The organism is Bradyrhizobium sp. USDA 376, from assembly GCF_054063675.1.
Window position 1 is genome coordinate 6,884,357 of record NZ_JBSSGN010000001.1, and the last position, 17,449, is coordinate 6,901,805.

Below are 17,449 nucleotides of genomic sequence, written 5' to 3' on the forward strand. Positions count from 1 at the left end.
TCTCTTACTCCGCCGCGACCATGTTCACGGGATCGCGGACGCCGATATCGTCGACATCGGCCTTATGCGAATACTGGTCGATGCGCGCTTCGATCTCGTGACGGAAGTGCGCGATCAGGCCCTGGATCGGCCAGGCCGCCGCGTCGCCAAGCGCGCAGATGGTGTGGCCTTCGACCTGCTTGGTGACCTCGAGCAGCATGTCGATCTCGCGCTTGTGGGCGCGGCCTTCGGCCATGCGGGTGAGCACGCGCCACATCCAGCCGGTGCCCTCGCGGCACGGGGTGCACTGGCCGCAGCTCTCGTGCTTGTAGAAGTACGAAATGCGGGCGATGGCGCGGATCAGGTCGGTGGACTTGTCCATCACGATCACGGCCGCGGTGCCGAGGCCCGAGCGCAGCTTGCTGAGGCTGTCGAAATCCATCGGCGTGTCGATGATCTGCTCGGCCGGCACCATGCGCACCGACGAGCCGCCGGGGATCACGGCCTTGAGGTTGTCCCAGCCGCCGCGAATGCCGCCGCAATGCTTGTCGATCAGCTCACGGAACGGAATGCCCATGGCCTCTTCGACGTTGCAGGGCCGCTCGACATGGCCGGAGATGCAGAAGAGTTTGGTGCCGACATTGTTCGGACGGCCGATGCCGGCGAACCACGCCGCACCGCGGCGCAGGATGTCGGGCGCAACCGCGATCGACTCGACGTTGTTGACGGTGGTCGGGCAGCCGAACAGGCCGACATTCGCCGGGAACGGCGGCTTCAGACGCGGCTGGCCCTTCTTGCCTTCGAGGCTTTCGAGCAGCGCGGTCTCCTCGCCGCAGATATAGGCGCCGGCGCCGTGCGCGACGTAGATGTCGAACGGCCAGCCGTTGACGTTGTCCTTGCCGACCAGCTTGGCCTCATAGGCCTGATCGATCGCGGCCTGGAGGCGCTCGCGCTCGCGAATGAACTCGCCGCGGACATAGATGTAGCAGGCATGCGCGTTCATCGCGAAGCTCGCGATCAGGCAGCCCTCGACGAGGAGATGCGGATCGTGCCGCATGATCTCGCGATCCTTGCAGGTGCCGGGCTCGGACTCGTCGGCGTTGACGACGAGATAGCTCGGCCGGCCGTCGGTCGATTCCTTCGGCATGAAGGACCATTTGAGGCCGGTCGGGAAGCCGGCGCCGCCGCGGCCGCGCAGGCCCGACGCCTTCATCTCGTTGATGATCCAGTCGCGACCCTTGTCGATGATATTCTTCGTACCATCCCAGGCGCCGCGGCGCCGCGAACCCTCGAGCCCCCAGTCGTGGAGGCCGTAGAGGTTCTTGAAGATGCGGTCCTTGTCCTCGAGCATATCAGTGCTTTCCGATCAACGATTGGACTGCTTGTAGGCAAGTCCGGCGGCGCAGACGGCGAAAGTCAGCGCCCAGAGCAGACTGGATTCCAGCGACGCGTTCAGGCTGAAACGCTGAAGCAGGAAAATGAACGTGGCCGCCACGGCGGCATGCATCGCGATGAAGCCCCACTTCTTCATGGCACCGCTCCCCTGCACTGCCGGCGACGAGAGATCACGCATCAGGTGCTCTCCTTCAGCGTGGTCGGTCCGCCCGTCGGCGCCGAGAACTGGCGGCCGTTCTGCGGGCCGGGCTTGGGCGGATTGCCCGAAGCAAAGCCGTCGAGCACCTTGCCGAAGCTTTCCTTGGTCAGGTCCTCATAGGTGTCCTTGCCGATCAGCACCATCGGCGCGTTCACGCAGGCGCCCAGGCACTCGACCTCTTCCCAGCTGAAATTACCGTCCTTGGAGAGGTGGAAGGGCTCGTGATGGATGCGGTGCTCGCAGACGTGGATCAGATCCTCGGCGCCGCGCAGACGGCACGGCGTGGTGCCGCAGACCTGGACGTGGGCCTTCTTGCCGACGGGAGCGAGCTGGAACATCGTGTAGAAGGTCGCGACTTCCAGCACGCGGATGTAGGGCATGTCGAGCATGTCGGCGATGACGCGGATCGCGGCTTCCGAGACCCAGCCGTCGTGCTGCTCCTGCGCGCGCCACAGGATGGCGATGACGGCGGAAGCCTGCCGGCCGGCCGGATACTTCGCGATCTGCTGCCTGGCGAACGCGAGGTTCTCCTCCGTGAACGCGAAGCTCGCGGGCTGAACTTCCTTCGGTGCTAATCGGCGAACGGACATCTCTTCAATCTCTCACTGCATGCGGCGCGCGGTCTTGGCGTTCAAGGTCTTGGCATTCAGGGCATCGATCCTGTCCTGCCAGAACGCGCTTGCGGTGCCGAAAACGTTGTAGCCGACATGGGTCGAGACCTTGATGCGGTCGAGGATCGACAGCTCGGTCACGGTCTCCATCCGGTTGCTGCGCGGATCGAACACGATCAGCTTCAGCGGGGTCTGCTCGAGGATGTAGCGCGATACCGCATGCGAGCGGTCGCTGCCGTGCTCCTCGCACATGATGACGCTGTCGGCCTGGAGCAGCCGGGCGCCGCCCTTGATCGCCTCGATCTCGACGCCCTCGACGTCGAGCTTGATCAGGTACTTGCCGCTGGCGGCGATCTTGCCGTCGTCGATCAGATTATCGAGCGCAACGACCGGCACCTCCTCGCCCCCCGCCGACGGATCGCCGGCGATGCTGAAGGCCTCGTGCTTGGTGCCGGAGAGCCGCGCCGTGCCGCGCTCCGCGCCGATCGCACACTTCATGGTCTCGAAGCGACCATCGTTCACGCGGGCGTTGTTGGCGAGCTTCGGATAGTTCTGGCCCGACGGCTCGATCGCGATCGCCTTGTGCGCGCCGAACGGCTTGCTCGACACCAGCACCGACCAGTAGCCGTAATTGGCGCCGCAATCGAGCAGCGTGTAGTCGACGTCGATGGAGTCGGCGAACAGCAGCTCGAGCTCGTCCTCATAGTTGTACGAGCGGTTGAGCAGCTTGCTCCAATAGCCGTCGCCGTAAGGGAATTCGAACACGGCGTCGGGGTTGAGCTTGATCGCGATGTTGCGCTTGGGCAGCGTCTTCGCCAGCAGATTGGCGCAGGCGATGTAGCCCATGTGCGAGAAGTGCGAGGAGATCTTCGATCCCGTCACCAGCGCCAAGGCAGCCGTCCGCTCCCACAGGTTGGCCCCTTCAAGGGCCCCCGAGGCGCGGTCAAACTGGATTGGCGCCTGCGCCATCACCGATTTACCTCGTTCAGTTCCGTACAAGAGTTCGTCGTGGAGCGGCCCCGGCCGCCGGTCAGCGAGCAAAGAACCGCCGACCGTTCGCGAATCCATACTTCGTAGCGCCAGGACACATCCATCAGGTCGCGCGGACTCACGCTTTCGTACTTCAGCTTCCAGCCTTCTTTCGACAACTGATCAGGACACCAATTCGCGACTGTTCTTGCCCCCGCGCACGGCGACGAGAATGCGGTCGGAAGCTGCGCCTGTGCGCTTCCTGCCCAGCATCCCGCGCCAGCGAGTATCGCGATAGGCGTGCTAGCTCTCACCGATCGACCTCTCCGAACACGATGTCGAGCGAGCCGAGGATCGCCGAGACGTCGGCGAGCAGATGGCCGCGGCAGATGTGGTCCATCGCCTGCAGATGGGCGAAGCCCGGCGCGCGGATCTTGCACTTGTAGGGCTTGTTGGTGCCGTCGGAGACGAGATAGACGCCGAACTCGCCCTTCGGCGCCTCGACCGCGGCGTAGACCTCGCCGGCCGGCACGTGGACGCCTTCGGTGTAGAGCTTGAAGTGATGGATCAGCGCTTCCATCGAACGCTTCATCTCGCCACGGCGCGGCGGCGCAACCTTGTTGTCCTCGACGACGACAGGGCCCTTGCCGTCAGGCGCATTCAGCTTCTGGATGCACTGCTTCATGATGCGTATGGACTGGCGCATCTCTTCCATGCGGATCAGGTAGCGGTCGTAGCAGTCGCCGTTCTTGCCGATCGGAATGTCGAAATCCATCTCGGCGTAGCACTCATAGGGCTGCGACTTGCGCAGGTCCCAGGCCGCGCCCGAACCGCGCACCATCACGCCCGAGAAGCCCCACTCCCAGGCCTCCTTCAGCGGCACCACACCGATATCGACGTTGCGCTGCTTGAAGATGCGGTTGGCGGTGAGCAGCCGATCGAGGTCGTCCACGACCTTGAGGAACGGATCGCACCAGGCTTCGATATCGTCGACGAGCTTTTGCGGCAGGTCCTGATGCACGCCGCCGACGCGGAAGAACGCCGCGTGCATGCGGCTGCCCGAGGCGCGCTCGTAGAACACCATCAGCTTCTCGCGCTCTTCGAAGCCCCACAGCGGCGGGGTGAGCGCGCCGACGTCCATCGCCTGCGTGGTGACGTTGAGGAGGTGCGACAGGATGCGGCCGATCTCGCAATAGAGAATGCGGATCAACTGACCGCGGCGCGGCACTTCGATGCCCAGCAGCTTTTCGGCAGCCAGGCAGAAGGCGTGCTCCTGGTTCATCGGCGCGACGTAGTCGAGGCGATCGAAGTACGGGATCGCCTGAAGATAGGTCTTCTGCTCGATCAGTTTTTCGGTGCCGCGGTGCAAGAGACCGATGTGCGGATCGACGCGCGCGACGATCTCGCCGTCCAATTCGAGGACAAGTCGCAACACGCCGTGGGCCGCCGGATGCTGCGGTCCAAAGTTGATCGTAAAGTTGCGAAGCTGTTCGGGTTGCTCGTTCATGATCAGACCTTCGGTCCCGCTTTTTCATCCCCCGGAAGGACCGGATAGTCGGCCCCTTCCCACGGAGACAAAAAGTCGAACTTGCGGAATTCCTGGTTGAGCCGGACAGGCTCGTACACCACCCGCTTCTCCTGGTCGTCGTAGCGGACCTCGACGAAGCCGGTGAGCGGAAAATCCTTGCGCAGCGGATGGCCCTCGAAACCGTAATCGGTGAGGATGCGGCGCATGTCGGGATGACCGACGAAGAACACGCCGTAGAGATCGTAGGCCTCGCGCTCGAACCAGTCGGCGCCGGGGAACACGTCGATCAGCGACGGAATCTGCGTGGTCTCGTCGGCGGCGACGCGCAGCCGGATCCGCGTGTTCAGGGTCGGTGACAGGAAGTGATAGATCACGTCGAAGCGCTTTTCGCGCGACGGATAATCGACCGCGGTCACGTCGGTGATGTTGACGAAACGGCAATTCGGATCGTCGCGGAGGTATTTGACCACCTCGACGATCTTGCCGGCCTCGACATCAACCGTGAGCTGGTTGAAGGCCACCGCGTGACCGGTGGCGGCGCCCGGAAGCGCGCTAACGATCGTTTGCCCAAGGGCGTCGAGCTTGCCGTCGTCCATGACGTAAAACCTTAGCGTTCGATGGTGCCGGTGCGCCGGATCTTCTTCTGCAGCAGCAGCACGCCGTAGAGCAGCGCTTCCGCCGTGGGCGGGCAGCCCGGCACGTAGATGTCGATCGGCACGATGCGGTCGCAGCCGCGCACGACCGAGTAGGAATAGTGATAGTAGCCCCCGCCATTGGCGCAGGAGCCCATCGAGATGACGTAGCGCGGCTCGGGCATCTGGTCGTAGACCTTGCGCAGCGCAGGCGCCATCTTGTTGGTCAGCGTACCCGCGACGATCATCACGTCGGACTGGCGCGGCGAGGCACGCGGGGCGAAGCCGAAGCGCTCGACGTCGTAGCGCGGCATCGACACCTGCATCATCTCGACCGCGCAGCAGGCGAGACCGAAGGTCATCCACATCAAGGAGCCGGTGCGCGCCCAGGTGATGAGATCGTCGGTCGCGGCCACGAAGAAGCCCTTGTCGGACAGCTCGGAATTGACCTCGAGAAAGAACGGATCATTGGCCCCGACCGGCTTGCCGGTCGACGGATCCAGAATGCCCTTGGAGGCCGGCGCGATAACCGGACCTGTGGACGATGCAGGGTTCAGTCCCATTCCAGTGCCCCTTTCTTCCATTCATAGGCGAACCCGACCGTCAGCACGGCGAGGAACACCACCATGGACCAGAAGCCGGTCGCGCCAAGCTTGCCGAACGCCACCGCCCAGGGAAACAGGAACGCCACCTCGAGGTCGAAGATGATGAAGAGGATGGCGACCAGATAGAAGCGGACGTCGAACTTCATTCGCGCGTCGTCGAAGGCGTTGAAACCGCACTCATACGCCGACAGTTTTTCGGGGTCCGGCTGCTGGAACGCCACGACGAACGGCGCGATCAGCAGCACGAGGCCGATGAGGCCCGCCACCCCTATGAAGACGACGAGTGGAAGATAGTTCTGTAGAATGCCGCTCATTGGCGAGCCCTTGTTTCCCGCGACGTCGGGGGAGCCGCGGATTCGTCCCGATTTGGAATTATTCTGAGCCTTAGCGCAGTGCACCAATGGGCGCAAGACACGCTCTTTTCAGGCCCTTTGCCGCCCCCAGAACGGTGGAAATCCCGGAATCACCCCGCGGCTGGTATGGAGCAGATCGACCGCCCCAGCAAGGGCGATCCCGATCAGTCCGGCGCGCTTGGCCGGTAGGTCCGCTGCGGGCGAAGCTCACTTAATTTAGGCCGCGGCGCGGCAAAATCCAAATTACAACGAGGGTGGTGCCCCCTGTCATGCCGGCGACATGCTGCTCATTATGTCCGAGCGCGGCCCCAATCGCCGCGACGGCAGATTAGGACAGCCATAGCGCCTGTCCACAGGCACTGCTGGTCAGACGAGCCATGCATCCCGACGGGTCCGGACCTCGTCCGGCGAATGCGTCAGGCCCGCCCCGGGGTCGATCGCGAGCGCGGCGTCGGCAACTTGCTGGGGCGTCGCACGCGCCGCGCTCGCATGAGCTTCGGGCCGGGGGGCATGGCCCGGGAGCTCATCGATCTCCCGATGGGCGATCAGCGGTTGTCCGGTCGGTAGAGTCTCGGGATGGTCGAAATCAGGGGAAGCTGCCCTCGCCTCTCCTCGTCCCTTGCCTCACCATTTGTAGGAGACGCTGGCGGTGATGCGCCGGCGGTCGCCGTAGAAGCAGGACGTGGTCGCCGCACAGCTCGCAACGTAGATCTTGTCGGTCAGGTTGATCACGTTCAGCGCCGTGCGCCAGTTCTGCCATTCGTAGTGGAGCGCGAGATCGCCAAGCACCACCGCGGGAACCTCGAGGGTGTTGGCCTGGTCGGCCCAGGACGAGCCGATATAGCGTACACCGCCGCCGAAGCCGAACCCGGCCAGCGGTCCGTCCTTGAAAGTGTAGTCGGCCCAGCCCGAGACCAGAAGCTCAGGCGTATTGGTCGGCGTCTTGCCGACCAGCGCCGGATTGAGATCCTTGCTGGTGAAGAGGTGGTATGCCGTGAAGGCGCCGATGAACTTCAGCTCCTTCGTGGCATTGGCCACTGCTTCGAGCTCGATGCCGCGCGAGGTCACCTCGCCGGTCTGGTTCTGCAACGTCGTGATCACCGGGTCTGTGGTCGCAACATTCTGGCGCTTCAGGTCGAAGACCGACGCGGTGAAGTAGCCGTCAAATCCCTTCGGTGCGACCTTCACGCCGATTTCAGTCTGCTGGCCGGTCTCAGGCAGGAACAGCTGATTTTGCGCGTTGAGGCCGATGATCGGATTGTAGCTCGTCGAGTACGAGACGTAGGGCGCGATGCCGTTGTCGAAATTGTAGATCAGCCCGGCGCGTCCGCTGAACCGGCTGTCATTGCGGCTCGCGACGTTTGCGCCCGTGTCGCGTGCGTCTTGCGTCGTCTCGACCCAATCATTGCGCCCGCTCAGCACCAGCGTGAAGTTGCCGAGCTTCATCTGGTCCTGGACGTAGGTACCGGCCTGCTTCTGCGTGATCAGGAAGTTGCGGAACGGCGCCCCGGTAATCGGAACGTTCACGCCATAAGCCGGATTGAACACGTTGATCGACGGCACCCCGGTGAAGTTGAAGGCCTGATAGTCGTCGATCTGATAGCCCCGCAGGTCGACCCCGAACAGCATCGTGTGCTTCACCGGACCTGTGCCGAAGCGGTATTCTAGCTGGTTGTCGAGGTTGCCCTGATTGGCGGTGTCCTTCGCATACCAATTGTAGCGATTGAGCGTGGCCGTGTTGATGTTGTCCCAGCCGTTGCCGACATAGCCGCGATAGGTCACATCGACATGTGCAAAGCGGGCATTCTGGCGGAACGTGAGATCGTCAGTCAGATTGCGCTCGAACTGGTAACCCAGCATCTCCTGCTCGCGCGTGAACTTGTCGACGCTGGGATCGCCGACGAAGAAGCTGGTCGGGATCTTGCCGAACGGCGCGCTGGTCACCGTGCCCTGATAGGGCAAGAAGTTGATGCCGCGCGTGTCCAGCCTGGAGGCCGAGGCCAGCACCGTGAAGGTGGTGTCGGCATCCGGCTTCCAGGTGAACGACGGCGCGATGAAGTAGTTGTTGTCGGGCGTGAAGTTGACCTGCGTCGGGCCGTTCTGGGCCTGGCCGACGACGCGGTAGAACAGCTTGCCATCCTGGGGCTGTGTCGCGACCGGCCCGCCGAAATCAAACCCGACATAGGCGTTGCCGAAATTGTTGACGCCGGTCTCGACGTAGCGGATCGGCTCGGCGGGCGGCATCTTGCTGATGACGTTGACGATGCCGCTCGGGCTCGATCCGCCATAGAGCACCGCCGAAGGTCCGCGCAGCACCTCGACGCGCTCCATGTTGAACGGCTGGAGCTTCCAGCTCGCATAGGACGTGTAGAACAGCTGCATGCCGTCGAGGAACAATCCGACGTCGTCGGACTTGAAGCCGCGGATCAGCCACCAGTCGTTGCGCGTATCCGCACCAAAGGTCCCTGCCCGCACGCCGGCGGTATAGCGCAGGACCTCGTCGAGCTTGTTCGGCTTCTGGTCGCGGATCTGCTCCGCGCCGATGACGGACACCGATTGCGGCGTCTCCATGATCGGCGTGTCGGTCTTGGTGCCGGACGAGCTGCGGCCGGCGACGTAGCCGCGCACCGGGCCGCGCGGCGTTTCGACGAAACCGGCATTGCGCTGCGGCTGAGGCTTGCTTCTGTTCGCGGTCTGCACCGAACGCCGCGGCGCACTCCGCGCGGCGGAGGCGGGTGCGCGGCGGCGCGCTTCCGGAGCGGTGACGGTCACCGACGGCAGGTTCTGCGCCCCGCTCTGCGCGGATGATTGTGCAAACGATGCCTGCGGCACCAAGACCCAAGCGGATGCGGTCGCCAATACGGCCGACCGCAGCATTCCAAGACTGTTCAACGCGCCACCCCAAAGCTGCATGTTTGATGCGTCATGCCGCCGTGTCCCCACACGGCATGCGCCTGATGGTGACGCTTATGTGAGGGCGCGCGATTTCCCTAATTGAAAGCTTCTTAGAGCGGCTCTTAGAATTGATCCATTGTTCCCGGACACGATCGGACGTCAGCGCGAATTCTTCTCGCTCTCCAGCATCTCGGCGGCAATCGCCGTGAGCTGATCGATCTTTTGCAGCAGCATGTCGAATTCGGCGGCGCTCAGATGCTCCAGGAGGCGGCGGTTGCGCTCCTGCGCGCCTTCGACGATCGCATCATGGGCGGCGAGGCCGGCCGGGGTGAGCGAGATCAGCACCTCGCGGCTATCCTTCGGATTTGCCGATTTCGCGATCAGCTTGCGCGACACCAGATTGGCCAGCGCGCGGCTGATCTGCCCCTTGTCCTGGCCGACGGCTTCGGCGAGCCGCGCCACGCTCATCGGCGGGCGCCGGCCGAGCGAGGCGACGAGACCGAACTCGACGGAGGACAATCCAGTCAGCCGCTTGTAGCGCAGGATGGCGCCGCGCTTGAGCAAATTGGCGAGCACCATCAGCCGCGAGGACAGCATCGCGGTGATCGGCGCCGGCTCACTCTCGCCCGGCTCGGGGCCGGTCCACCCGTCCCTGCTCGGTGTCTGGTTCATCGTCCACCTCTGCCAAGAAAGCCCGGCCCTGCCAAGCCTGAGCCGCCGCAGCCGGCCGTTCTCCTCAAATGCGATTAAGAGGCATTTCGAAGATCGTTGACAATGTCATCGAATTATCTTTCACTGCCGCCAAGACATCAAAAACGCCCGGCCCTGCACGGCCGGCAGCGGGAGGACCAGCATGAGCATCACCCAGCGGGATCGCGATCTCGGCACGGCCTATGCGATGAAGCCGGCGCACACCCGCACCGAGCTCACCTCGGTCGTGCGCGGCGCGCCGATGGGCGAACTGCTGCGCCGCTACTGGCATCCGGTCGGGCTCACCAGTGATGCCACCGACACGCCGAAGAAGGTGCGTGCGCTGGGCGAGGACCTGGTGCTGTTCCGTGACAAGCATGGCCGCGCCGGCCTCCTGCACGCGCGCTGCTGCCACCGCGGCACCACGCTCTACTATGGCAAGGTCGAGGAGGACGGCATCCGCTGCTGCTATCACGGCTGGAAGTTCGACACCGAAGGCCACTGCCTGGAGCAGCCCTGCGAGCCCGAGGGCGGCCAGTTCAAGGACAAGGTGCGCCAGCCCTGGTATCCGGTCGAAGAGCGCTACGGACTGATCTTCGCCTATATGGGCCCGGCCGAGAAACGCCCGGTGCTGCCGGCTTACGAGTGCCTGGAAAAGATGGACGACGGCGAGCTGGTCGAGGCCGACGATTCCTCGATCGGCGGCGGCGGTCCTGCGATCATCCCCTGCAACTGGCTCCAGCATTTCGAGAACGTGGTGGACCCCTACCACGTGCCGGTGCTGCACGGCTCGTTCTCGGGTCCGCAATTCACCAACATGATGGCGTCGATCCCGGAGGTGAAGTTCGAGAAATCGCCGCGCGGCGTTCTCGTGCGATCCGAGCGCAAGCAGGACGACGGCAAGGTGTTTTACCGCGTCAGCGAGGCGGCGCTGCCGACGCTGCGCGTGGTGCCGAACCCGCGCGTCGCGCAGTTCGCCCGCGTCGAATCGATCGGCTGGGTGCTGCCGATCGACGACACCTCGTTCCGCATCTATGTCGCCGGCCGCGTCAAAAATCCTGGCGACATCAGCCGCATGCGCTCGAAGTTCAACGGAAAATTCTGGTGGGACATGACCGAGCAAGAGCACCAGCAATTTCCTGGCGACTATGAGGCCCAGGTCGGCCAAGGCGCGGTGACGGTGCATTCCGAGGAGCATTTCGGCCAGAGCGACCGCGGCATCCTGATGATCCGGCGCATGCTGAGCGACCAGCTCGACGCGCTCGCCGCGGGCCGCGATCCGATCGGCGTCTCCTTCGATGCGAGCGCGCCGCCGGTCGAATTCGAAGCGGGGAATTACATCCGCGAAGGATGATCTGCCGGCTCGAACAAGAGCTGGACCGACAACGACAACAAAGACAAATTGGGGGAAGCGATGGTCGATGTGACGTCACAGATGTCGGTGCAAACGGCTGCCGCGGCAAAGCCCTCGGCGCGGCGCTACTACGTGCTGGGCCTGCTCACCGTCATCTACGCGCTGAACTTTCTCGATCGCACAATCTTCAACGTCCTGATCGAGCCGATCAAGAAGGAGTTTGCCCTCAGCGACACCATGATGGGCCTGCTCGCAGGCTTCGGCTTCGCGCTGTTCTATTCCCTGCTCGGCATTCCCATCGCGCGCGTCGCCGACCGGCTGAATCGGCGCAACATCGTGGCCGTGGCATTTGCGTTCTGGAGCGCGATGACGGCCCTGTGCGGCGCCGCCACCAGCCTGACCTCGCTGGCGCTGGCACGCATCGGTGTCGGCATCGGTGAATCCGCTGGCTCCCCAGCCTCACAGTCGATCGTCGCCGATCTCTTTGCCAAGAACGAGCGCCCGCGCGCGCTCGGCATCTACGCCATCGGCACCTATCTCGGCGTCTTTCTCGGTTATTTCGTCGGCGGCTACGTCAACCAGCACTATGGCTGGCGCATGGCTTTCTATGCCGCCGGCCTGCCCGGCATCCTGCTCGCCTTGGTGCTGTGGCTGACGATCTCCGAGCCGAAGCGCGGCGCCATGCAGGAGAGTTTTGTGCCCGAGCCGCTCGGGCCGACGCTGCGCTTCCTGGCGTCCCAGCGCAGCTTCATCATCGTCCTGATCGGCTTCTGCCTCACCACCTACACCAACTATGCGACGGCGGCCTGGATCCCGCCGTTCCTGGCGCGCGTGCACCATCTGTCGAGCGCCGAGATCGGCACCTACGCCGGCACCTTCAAGGGCCTCGCCGGCATGGCCGGCACCCTGCTCGGCGGCTTCGTGGTGGCGCAAATCAGCCGCCGCGACGACCGCTGGAAGCTGTGGGCGCCCGCAATCACCTCAGGCCTCGCCGGACCGGTGTTCGCGCTGTGCATGCTGACGCAGGACTTCGCGATGATGGTGGCGATGCTGGCGCTGACATCGTTCCTGGTCGGCTTCCATCTCGGGCCAATCTTCGCGATCGCGCAGACCGTGGCGAAGCCCAGCATGCGCGCGCTCGCCTCCGCGCTGATCGCGCTCACGCCACCTGCTTCGGCCAGGGCGTCGGCCCGCTCGCCGTGGGCATGGTCAACGACGCCCTCAAGGGCAGTTATGGCGCGGAAGCGGTGCGCTATTCCCTGCTCTCGGCGGCAATCACGACCACGCTCGGCGCCCTGCTGTTCGTCTGGGCGGCGCGGAGTATCCGGAACGATATCGGCCGGGCCGCGGCCTGAAACCCGCCCCTGCGCACCGCCCGGCGAAACCAGCCGGGCGGCCGGATGAAACCATTTTGCGGAACCCGCGAAACCATCCGGAAACAGATGGTCCTTAGAACAAGAGCCCATAGACGGCGGCAAAGCCCGTCGGGAGGCTCTCACATGAACCACTCAATTCACTCTGCTGATCGTGCGACCCACCTGAAGATCGTGGTGGTGGCGCTGGTTGCCGGCATTGCAGTGGCCGGTTTCGGGATTGCTGCCCGTACCAACGCCGATTACAGCCAGAGCGCCCAGTCCAGCCAGGTGATCAAGGCCGGCAAGCCTGTCGCGATCACCAGCGCGGGCACGTCGGAGATTCGCTGATAAGCCCTGCTTCGGAGCTGACCAGAGGCCGCCTCCAGGCGGCCTTTTTCGTTTTCCAGAGCAATGCTTAGCCGAGATGTGCTGGCGAAGCGCAACGTCCTTGACTTCACCAAGCCCCGCCTTTAAGTCCCCCCTCGTTCCGCGCGCTTTCAGCGAACCACGCGGGAGTAGCTCAGTTGGTTAGAGCGCCGGCCTGTCACGCCGGAGGTCGCGGGTTCGAGCCCCGTCTCTCGCGCCATTTTGGCAATCCCTTCATAGCCTTAGCCCGAGCTTCTCGACGCCTTTCGCGGCTGTGCGGGCCATTGCCGGCATCCATCGGGAACCCGTGGCATAGTCAGCCCTCGTCCGAATCGTCTACGCCTTCCAGGGCTTAAGAAGGGATCCCCATGCTTTCCCGGCTTTTCCGGGGCTTCCCTGTCATTGAGGAGGCCAGACATGGCTAAGAAGGACTCGGCAAAGAAGGCAGCCGCGCCCGCCACCATCACGCTCAAGCACCTCGCCGCCGATATCGCGGAGAGCCAGGACCTTTCCAAGAAGCACGCCGAGGCCGTCCTCACCGACATGGTCGATCTGATCACCAAGCACCTGAAGAAGGGCGACCGCGTCCGTATCGTCGGGCTCGGCATCCTCCAGGTCCGCAAGCGCGCCGCCCGCACCGGCCGCAATCCCGCCACCGGCGAAGCCATCCACATCAAGGCCAGCAAGAAGGTCGCCTTCCGTCCGGTCAAGGAACTCAAAGAGGCGATTTGAGGTGACTGTTCGTTAAGCCTGATCGGAGCTGGTTCCGGCCGCATCACGGCCAGCTTTTCTGGTATACCGGTTGCCTTCCCCAAATATCCGGCGGTTTGTCCAGAAATGTCCTCCCTCACCTTTTCGCACACCGTGACCGAGCGCTTCCTGCGCTACGTCACCATCGATACCCAGTCCGATCCGGAATCCCCTCGCTCGCCCTCGACCGAGAAGCAGAAGGATCTCGGCCGCGTGCTCGCCGCCGAGCTGAGGGCCATGGGCGTCGCTGACGCCCATCTCGACGATTACGGCTATGTCTACGGCACCATCCCGGCCAACACCGACAAGAAGGTGCCGGTGATCTGCTTCTGCTCGCACATGGACACCTCGCCCGACGTCACTGGCAAGGGCGTCAAGCCGCAAATGGTGAAGAACTATCGCGGCGGCGACATCGTGCTGCCGGGCGACACCAGCCAGGTGATCCGCTTCGCCGAGCATCCGGCGCTGAAGAACCAGATCGGCAACGACATCATCACCACCGACGGCACCACGCTGCTCGGCGCCGACAACAAGGCCGGCGTCGCCGAGATCATGGATGCCGCGCATTTCTTCATCAACAATCCCGACGTGAAGCACGGCACCATCAAGATCCTGTTCACGCCGGACGAGGAGATCGGCCGCGGCGTCGACAATGTCGATCTGAAGAAGCTCGGCGCCGACTTCGGCTACACCATGGACGGCGAGAGCGCCGGCTCAGTCGAGGACGAGACCTTCTCGGCTGATGGTGCCACCATCACCATCAACGGCGTCAGCGCCCATCCCGGCTACGCCAAGGGCAAGATGGAGCATGCGATCAAGATTGCGGCCGCCATCGTCGAGCGGCTGCCGAAGGAGGGCTGCTCGCCCGAGACCACCTCGGGCAAGCAGGGCTTTCTGCATCCGATCGGCATCGACGGCGCGCTGGAGCAGGCGACGCTTTCCTTCATCGTCCGCGACTTCACCGAGGAAGGGCTGAAGGAGAAGGAGGTCCTGCTCGAGGATATCGTCAAGGACGTGATGAAGGACTACCCGCGCTCGACCTACAGCTTCGAGGTCCGCGAGCAGTACCGCAACATGAAGCAGGTGATCGACCGTCACCCGCACGTGCTCGAATACGCGATCGAGGCGATCCGCCGGGCCGGCCTGCGCCCGATGCGCACCGCCATCCGCGGCGGCACCGACGGCTCGCGCCTGTCCTTCATGGGCCTGCCCTGCCCGAACATCTTCGCCGGCGAGCACGCGTTCCACTCGCGGCTGGAATGGGTCAGCCGGCAGGACATGGAGAAGGCGGTGCAGACCATCGTCCACCTCGCCATGATCTGGGAGGAGAAGGCGTAGCTTGCGCTGAGTTCAAGTTCCGTCGCGGCTCACCTGTGCGTCCGTCCGGCCTCAGGCCGTCGCGGCAGCTTGCCCGCCGCGATACTCCGCCCACGCTTGCCGCAGGATTTGCAGCGATGAGGTGAGGAAGATTCCTGCCATCACCGCGGCGACAGCCAGATCGGGCCAAGCCGTCGCGGTGCCGAACACGCCAACGGCAGCAACCATCACGATGACGTTGCCGATGGTGTCATTGCGCGAGCAGAGCCATACCGAGCGCACGTTGGCGTCACCGTCCTTGTAGCGCGCGAGCAGGAGAACCGAGGTCAAGTTAGCCGCCAGTGCAGCCAAGCTCATCGCTCCCATCAGCTCTGCGCGGGGCAGCCCCAGGACGAGGGTCTGGTAGACCGTCGACCCGAACACCCAGGCGGCCATGGCGCTGAGCGACACCCCCTTGAACAGCGCGGCGGTTGCGCGCGTCCTGATGCTCGCACCGATCACCGAAAGGCTCAGGCCGTAGGTGACGGTATCGGCCAGGAAGTCGAGAGCGTCGGCCTTGAGAGCCTGCGAGCCGGCCAAATGGCCCGCCGCCATTTCGCTCACGAACATCGTCGCATTGATGGCGATGACGGTCCACAGCACGCGCTTGTATCGTGGATCGAGCCCGTCGAAGACCGGAACACCTGCCGAGCAGCAGTCGGCGCGGCCCGATGCGGCAACGTCCTGCACGCGAGGCTTGGCGGCTTCCCCGCAACACGCATCATGCGAGCAGCAAGTCTCTTCGGGCATTGCAGGCTCCTCTCGACGTGCCATCTTACCATCGGGCCGCACCGATGGCGACTTCCAGGCATGTTCCGCCATCCCGACCCGCGCTGCGCCCCCTCGATCGGCCCCCTGCGCACCGTTTCCCTTGGAGCCGGAAAATGAGAATCTTTCGAACTGACTGTAACCGGATCAGCAATACGACCGAACTAAAAACCAAGTGGGTATGACGTCTCCAGAAAAAGAGCTGAAGGCACTGATGCTTGCCAGCCAGGACGGCGATGCGGCTGCGCATCGGGTGCTGTTGGAGCGGTTAAGCCGCCATTTGCGCGCCTATTACAAGGGTAAGCTCGCGAAAATAGGCCGAGGTGCAACGGAAGCCGAGGATCTGGTTCAGGAGGCCGTGCTGGCGATCCACCTCCAGCGACACACCTACGATCCGGAGGAGCCGTTAACGCCCTGGGTATACGCGATCGCGCGCTACAAGCTGATCGATTTTTTGCGCCGGAACCGGGCATCCGTCGCCGACGTGCCGATCGATGAAGCCCATGAGGTTACGGCGAATGACGATCACCTCGGCGCAGAGAGCAGCTTTGATGTCAGGCGCCTGCTCAAGCACCTGCCCGAAAAGATGCGATGCGCCATCGAGGCCGTGAAACTGGACGGATTGAGCGTAGCTGAAGCGGCACGGCGCTGCCGTATTTCGGAGCCTGCGGTGAAGGTCAATATTCATCGCGGGCTGAAGGCGTTGGCGGCGTCGATCGCACAGAGGGCACAAACATGAGGACGGACGAACTGATCACTGCACTCAGCATGAACGTCGAACCGGTCAACCGGCAGCTGGTCAACCGCAGCGTAGGCATTGCGCTCGTGGTAGGAACTGCCGTTGCGATAGGTGTGACGCTCGTTGCGCTTGGCCTCCGCGCGGACCTGGCCACACCTCGCGCCGTGATTTTCCTGTTCCTGAAGCTCCTATTCGCGATCGGCACGGTGGGCGCGGCATCTGTCTATCTGGCGCGGCTGGCGCGTCCCGGAGGGGAGCGAAGAGTATCCTCAGGTCTCGCCGCGCTGCCATTTTTGGCGATCCTACTGCTTGCCGGCATCAGCCTGGGACAGGCGCCCAGCTCCCATTGGGACAAGATGGTGATGGGGAATGACTGGCTCGAATGCCTCGTTTCCATCCCGGTCATTGCGGTCGTTCCCTTTGCCGTCGTTATTTGGGCAGTGCGAAGGGCGGCCCCAACCCATCTGGTTCGCACAGGCGCCTTCAGCGGGCTTGTCGCGGGCGGGATCAGTGCGATCGCCTATGCGCTTCACTGTACCGACGACTCGCTGCCCTTCGTCGCACTCTGGTATGGCGGCACGATTGTGCTGTGCACGCTCGCAGGCGCGATATTGGGACCGCGGCTGCTTCGCTGGTAACAGATCTCACGTCGGCGTGAGCTTGTAACCGTCGGACGAACGGCTCCGAACTCCTCAGTAGAAGCGCAATGAATGCGTTTCAGAAAAATGATTGGAGCCGGATCTATGTTGACGAAAACCGTTCTCGCAATCACGCTTCTGGCGGCCCTTTCCGCCAGCGCTCAGGCAGGCTCTACCATTTCCGACAGGAGCTACTGGCCGAGCGAGGCCAGGCAAGCTACACAATCCAGCGCAGGTATCTCGCAACGCGACTTGAGCTCCGCCTTC

The 17,449-nt window shown here is 63.7% G+C and carries 17 protein-coding genes, 1 tRNA gene and 1 pseudogene; 8 read left to right on the forward strand and 11 right to left on the reverse strand.

Translation table 11 applies throughout. The features are described 5' to 3' along the window. Positions 1-4: 4 nt before the first annotated feature. The 10 genes from nuoF to ACVJ19_RS32075 form a co-directional block, all read right to left on the reverse strand. A complete protein-coding gene (nuoF, locus tag ACVJ19_RS32030; protein ID WP_453953128.1) occupies positions 5-1,330 on the reverse strand; it encodes an NADH-quinone oxidoreductase subunit NuoF in 1,326 nt (441 codons plus the stop codon). 15 nt (positions 1,331-1,345) lie between these two features. Beyond that, complete coding sequence (locus ACVJ19_RS32035; protein WP_092180911.1) at positions 1,346-1,552, reverse strand: hypothetical protein; 207 nt, start codon at positions 1,550-1,552, stop codon at positions 1,346-1,348. Continuing rightward, positions 1,552-2,163 carry an NADH-quinone oxidoreductase subunit NuoE gene (gene nuoE / locus ACVJ19_RS32040; protein ID WP_453953129.1) on the reverse strand — a complete coding sequence of 204 codons (612 nt, stop codon included), beginning with the start codon at positions 2,161-2,163 and terminating at the stop codon, positions 1,552-1,554. Before nuoE ends, ACVJ19_RS32035 begins: the two co-directional genes overlap by 1 nt. 12 nt (positions 2,164-2,175) lie before the next feature. Further along, on the reverse strand, positions 2,176-3,153 hold the full coding sequence (locus ACVJ19_RS32045; RefSeq protein WP_453953130.1) for an FkbM family methyltransferase: 978 nt from the start codon (positions 3,151-3,153) through the stop codon (positions 2,176-2,178). A 310-nt stretch (positions 3,154-3,463) separates the two neighbouring features. Next, positions 3,464-4,660 carry an NADH-quinone oxidoreductase subunit D gene (locus ACVJ19_RS32050; protein WP_453953131.1) on the reverse strand — a complete coding sequence of 399 codons (1,197 nt, stop codon included), beginning with the start codon at positions 4,658-4,660 and terminating at the stop codon, positions 3,464-3,466. Between the two features lie 2 nt (positions 4,661-4,662). Then, on the reverse strand, positions 4,663-5,277 hold the full coding sequence (locus tag ACVJ19_RS32055) for an NADH-quinone oxidoreductase subunit C (protein ID WP_453953132.1): 615 nt from the start codon (positions 5,275-5,277) through the stop codon (positions 4,663-4,665). Between the two features lie 11 nt (positions 5,278-5,288). After that, positions 5,289-5,876, reverse strand: coding sequence for a NuoB/complex I 20 kDa subunit family protein (locus tag ACVJ19_RS32060; RefSeq protein WP_453953133.1), 588 nt, complete (start codon positions 5,874-5,876; stop codon positions 5,289-5,291). Continuing rightward, positions 5,867-6,232, reverse strand: coding sequence for an NADH-quinone oxidoreductase subunit A (locus tag ACVJ19_RS32065; RefSeq protein ID WP_018320139.1), 366 nt, complete (start codon positions 6,230-6,232; stop codon positions 5,867-5,869). Before ACVJ19_RS32065 ends, ACVJ19_RS32060 begins: the two co-directional genes overlap by 10 nt. A gap of 663 nt (positions 6,233-6,895) precedes the next feature. Beyond that, positions 6,896-9,148 (reverse strand): TonB-dependent siderophore receptor, encoded by a 2,253-nt coding sequence (locus ACVJ19_RS32070; RefSeq protein WP_453953134.1) that lies wholly within the window; start codon positions 9,146-9,148, stop codon positions 6,896-6,898. Between the two features lie 177 nt (positions 9,149-9,325). Beyond that, a complete protein-coding gene (locus ACVJ19_RS32075) occupies positions 9,326-9,838 on the reverse strand; it encodes a MarR family winged helix-turn-helix transcriptional regulator (RefSeq protein WP_453953135.1) in 513 nt (170 codons plus the stop codon). 181 nt (positions 9,839-10,019) lie between these two features. On the opposite strand from ACVJ19_RS32075, the gene ACVJ19_RS32080 reads away from it, so the two are divergent. From ACVJ19_RS32080 to pepT, 6 genes and pseudogenes are all read left to right on the forward strand, one after another. Then, positions 10,020-11,210, forward strand: a complete 1,191-nt coding sequence (locus tag ACVJ19_RS32080; RefSeq protein ID WP_453953136.1) for a Rieske 2Fe-2S domain-containing protein — start codon at positions 10,020-10,022, stop codon at positions 11,208-11,210. A gap of 60 nt (positions 11,211-11,270) precedes the next feature. Then, positions 11,271-12,565 (forward strand): annotated as a pseudogene (locus tag ACVJ19_RS32085) (spinster family MFS transporter). Positions 12,566-12,709: 144 nt separating this feature from the next. Continuing rightward, positions 12,710-12,913, forward strand: a complete 204-nt coding sequence (locus tag ACVJ19_RS32090) for a hypothetical protein (RefSeq protein ID WP_453953137.1) — start codon at positions 12,710-12,712, stop codon at positions 12,911-12,913. A gap of 161 nt (positions 12,914-13,074) precedes the next feature. Further along, positions 13,075-13,151: transfer RNA gene (locus ACVJ19_RS32095), tRNA-Asp, on the forward strand. A gap of 197 nt (positions 13,152-13,348) precedes the next feature. Beyond that, the gene (locus tag ACVJ19_RS32100; protein WP_018642395.1) at positions 13,349-13,663 is read left to right on the forward strand and encodes an HU family DNA-binding protein; all 315 of its coding nucleotides are present in this window, start codon (positions 13,349-13,351) and stop codon (positions 13,661-13,663) included. Between the two features lie 105 nt (positions 13,664-13,768). Then, positions 13,769-15,019 (forward strand): peptidase T, encoded by a 1,251-nt coding sequence (pepT, locus tag ACVJ19_RS32105; protein WP_453953138.1) that lies wholly within the window; start codon positions 13,769-13,771, stop codon positions 15,017-15,019. A 51-nt stretch (positions 15,020-15,070) separates the two neighbouring features. On the opposite strand, the gene ACVJ19_RS32110 is transcribed toward pepT, so the two are convergent. Further along, positions 15,071-15,787: a cation transporter gene (locus tag ACVJ19_RS32110; RefSeq protein ID WP_453953139.1), complete on the reverse strand. Its 717-nt coding sequence runs from the start codon at positions 15,785-15,787 to the stop codon at positions 15,071-15,073. 199 nt (positions 15,788-15,986) lie between these two features. Here ACVJ19_RS32110 and ACVJ19_RS32115 point away from each other — a divergent pair, with 199 nt between their 5' ends. Then, a complete protein-coding gene (locus ACVJ19_RS32115) occupies positions 15,987-16,544 on the forward strand; it encodes a sigma-70 family RNA polymerase sigma factor (protein ID WP_453953140.1) in 558 nt (185 codons plus the stop codon). Further along, entirely contained in the window at positions 16,541-17,182 is a 642-nt protein-coding gene (locus tag ACVJ19_RS32120; RefSeq protein ID WP_453953141.1) for a DUF1109 domain-containing protein, read from the forward strand. Before ACVJ19_RS32115 ends, ACVJ19_RS32120 begins: the two co-directional genes overlap by 4 nt. Positions 17,183-17,449: the final 267 nt, after the last annotated feature.

Coding starts and splice junctions, on each gene's coding strand:
- nuoF (WP_453953128.1), bottom strand. CDS start 1,330: ATGCTCGAGGACAAGGACCGCATCTTCAAGAACCTCTACGGCCTCCAC.
- ACVJ19_RS32035 (WP_092180911.1), bottom strand. CDS start 1,552: ATGCGTGATCTCTCGTCGCCGGCAGTGCAGGGGAGCGGTGCCATGAAG.
- nuoE (WP_453953129.1), bottom strand. CDS start 2,163: ATGTCCGTTCGCCGATTAGCACCGAAGGAAGTTCAGCCCGCGAGCTTC.
- ACVJ19_RS32045 (WP_453953130.1), bottom strand. CDS start 3,153: ATGGCGCAGGCGCCAATCCAGTTTGACCGCGCCTCGGGGGCCCTTGAA.
- ACVJ19_RS32050 (WP_453953131.1), bottom strand. CDS start 4,660: ATGAACGAGCAACCCGAACAGCTTCGCAACTTTACGATCAACTTTGGA.
- ACVJ19_RS32055 (WP_453953132.1), bottom strand. CDS start 5,277: ATGGACGACGGCAAGCTCGACGCCCTTGGGCAAACGATCGTTAGCGCG.
- ACVJ19_RS32060 (WP_453953133.1), bottom strand. CDS start 5,876: ATGGGACTGAACCCTGCATCGTCCACAGGTCCGGTTATCGCGCCGGCC.
- ACVJ19_RS32065 (WP_018320139.1), bottom strand. CDS start 6,232: ATGAGCGGCATTCTACAGAACTATCTTCCACTCGTCGTCTTCATAGGG.
- ACVJ19_RS32070 (WP_453953134.1), bottom strand. CDS start 9,148: ATGCTGCGGTCGGCCGTATTGGCGACCGCATCCGCTTGGGTCTTGGTG.
- ACVJ19_RS32075 (WP_453953135.1), bottom strand. CDS start 9,838: ATGAACCAGACACCGAGCAGGGACGGGTGGACCGGCCCCGAGCCGGGC.
- ACVJ19_RS32080 (WP_453953136.1), top strand. CDS start 10,020: ATGAGCATCACCCAGCGGGATCGCGATCTCGGCACGGCCTATGCGATG.
- ACVJ19_RS32090 (WP_453953137.1), top strand. CDS start 12,710: ATGAACCACTCAATTCACTCTGCTGATCGTGCGACCCACCTGAAGATC.
- ACVJ19_RS32100 (WP_018642395.1), top strand. CDS start 13,349: ATGGCTAAGAAGGACTCGGCAAAGAAGGCAGCCGCGCCCGCCACCATC.
- pepT (WP_453953138.1), top strand. CDS start 13,769: ATGTCCTCCCTCACCTTTTCGCACACCGTGACCGAGCGCTTCCTGCGC.
- ACVJ19_RS32110 (WP_453953139.1), bottom strand. CDS start 15,787: ATGCCCGAAGAGACTTGCTGCTCGCATGATGCGTGTTGCGGGGAAGCC.
- ACVJ19_RS32115 (WP_453953140.1), top strand. CDS start 15,987: ATGACGTCTCCAGAAAAAGAGCTGAAGGCACTGATGCTTGCCAGCCAG.
- ACVJ19_RS32120 (WP_453953141.1), top strand. CDS start 16,541: ATGAGGACGGACGAACTGATCACTGCACTCAGCATGAACGTCGAACCG.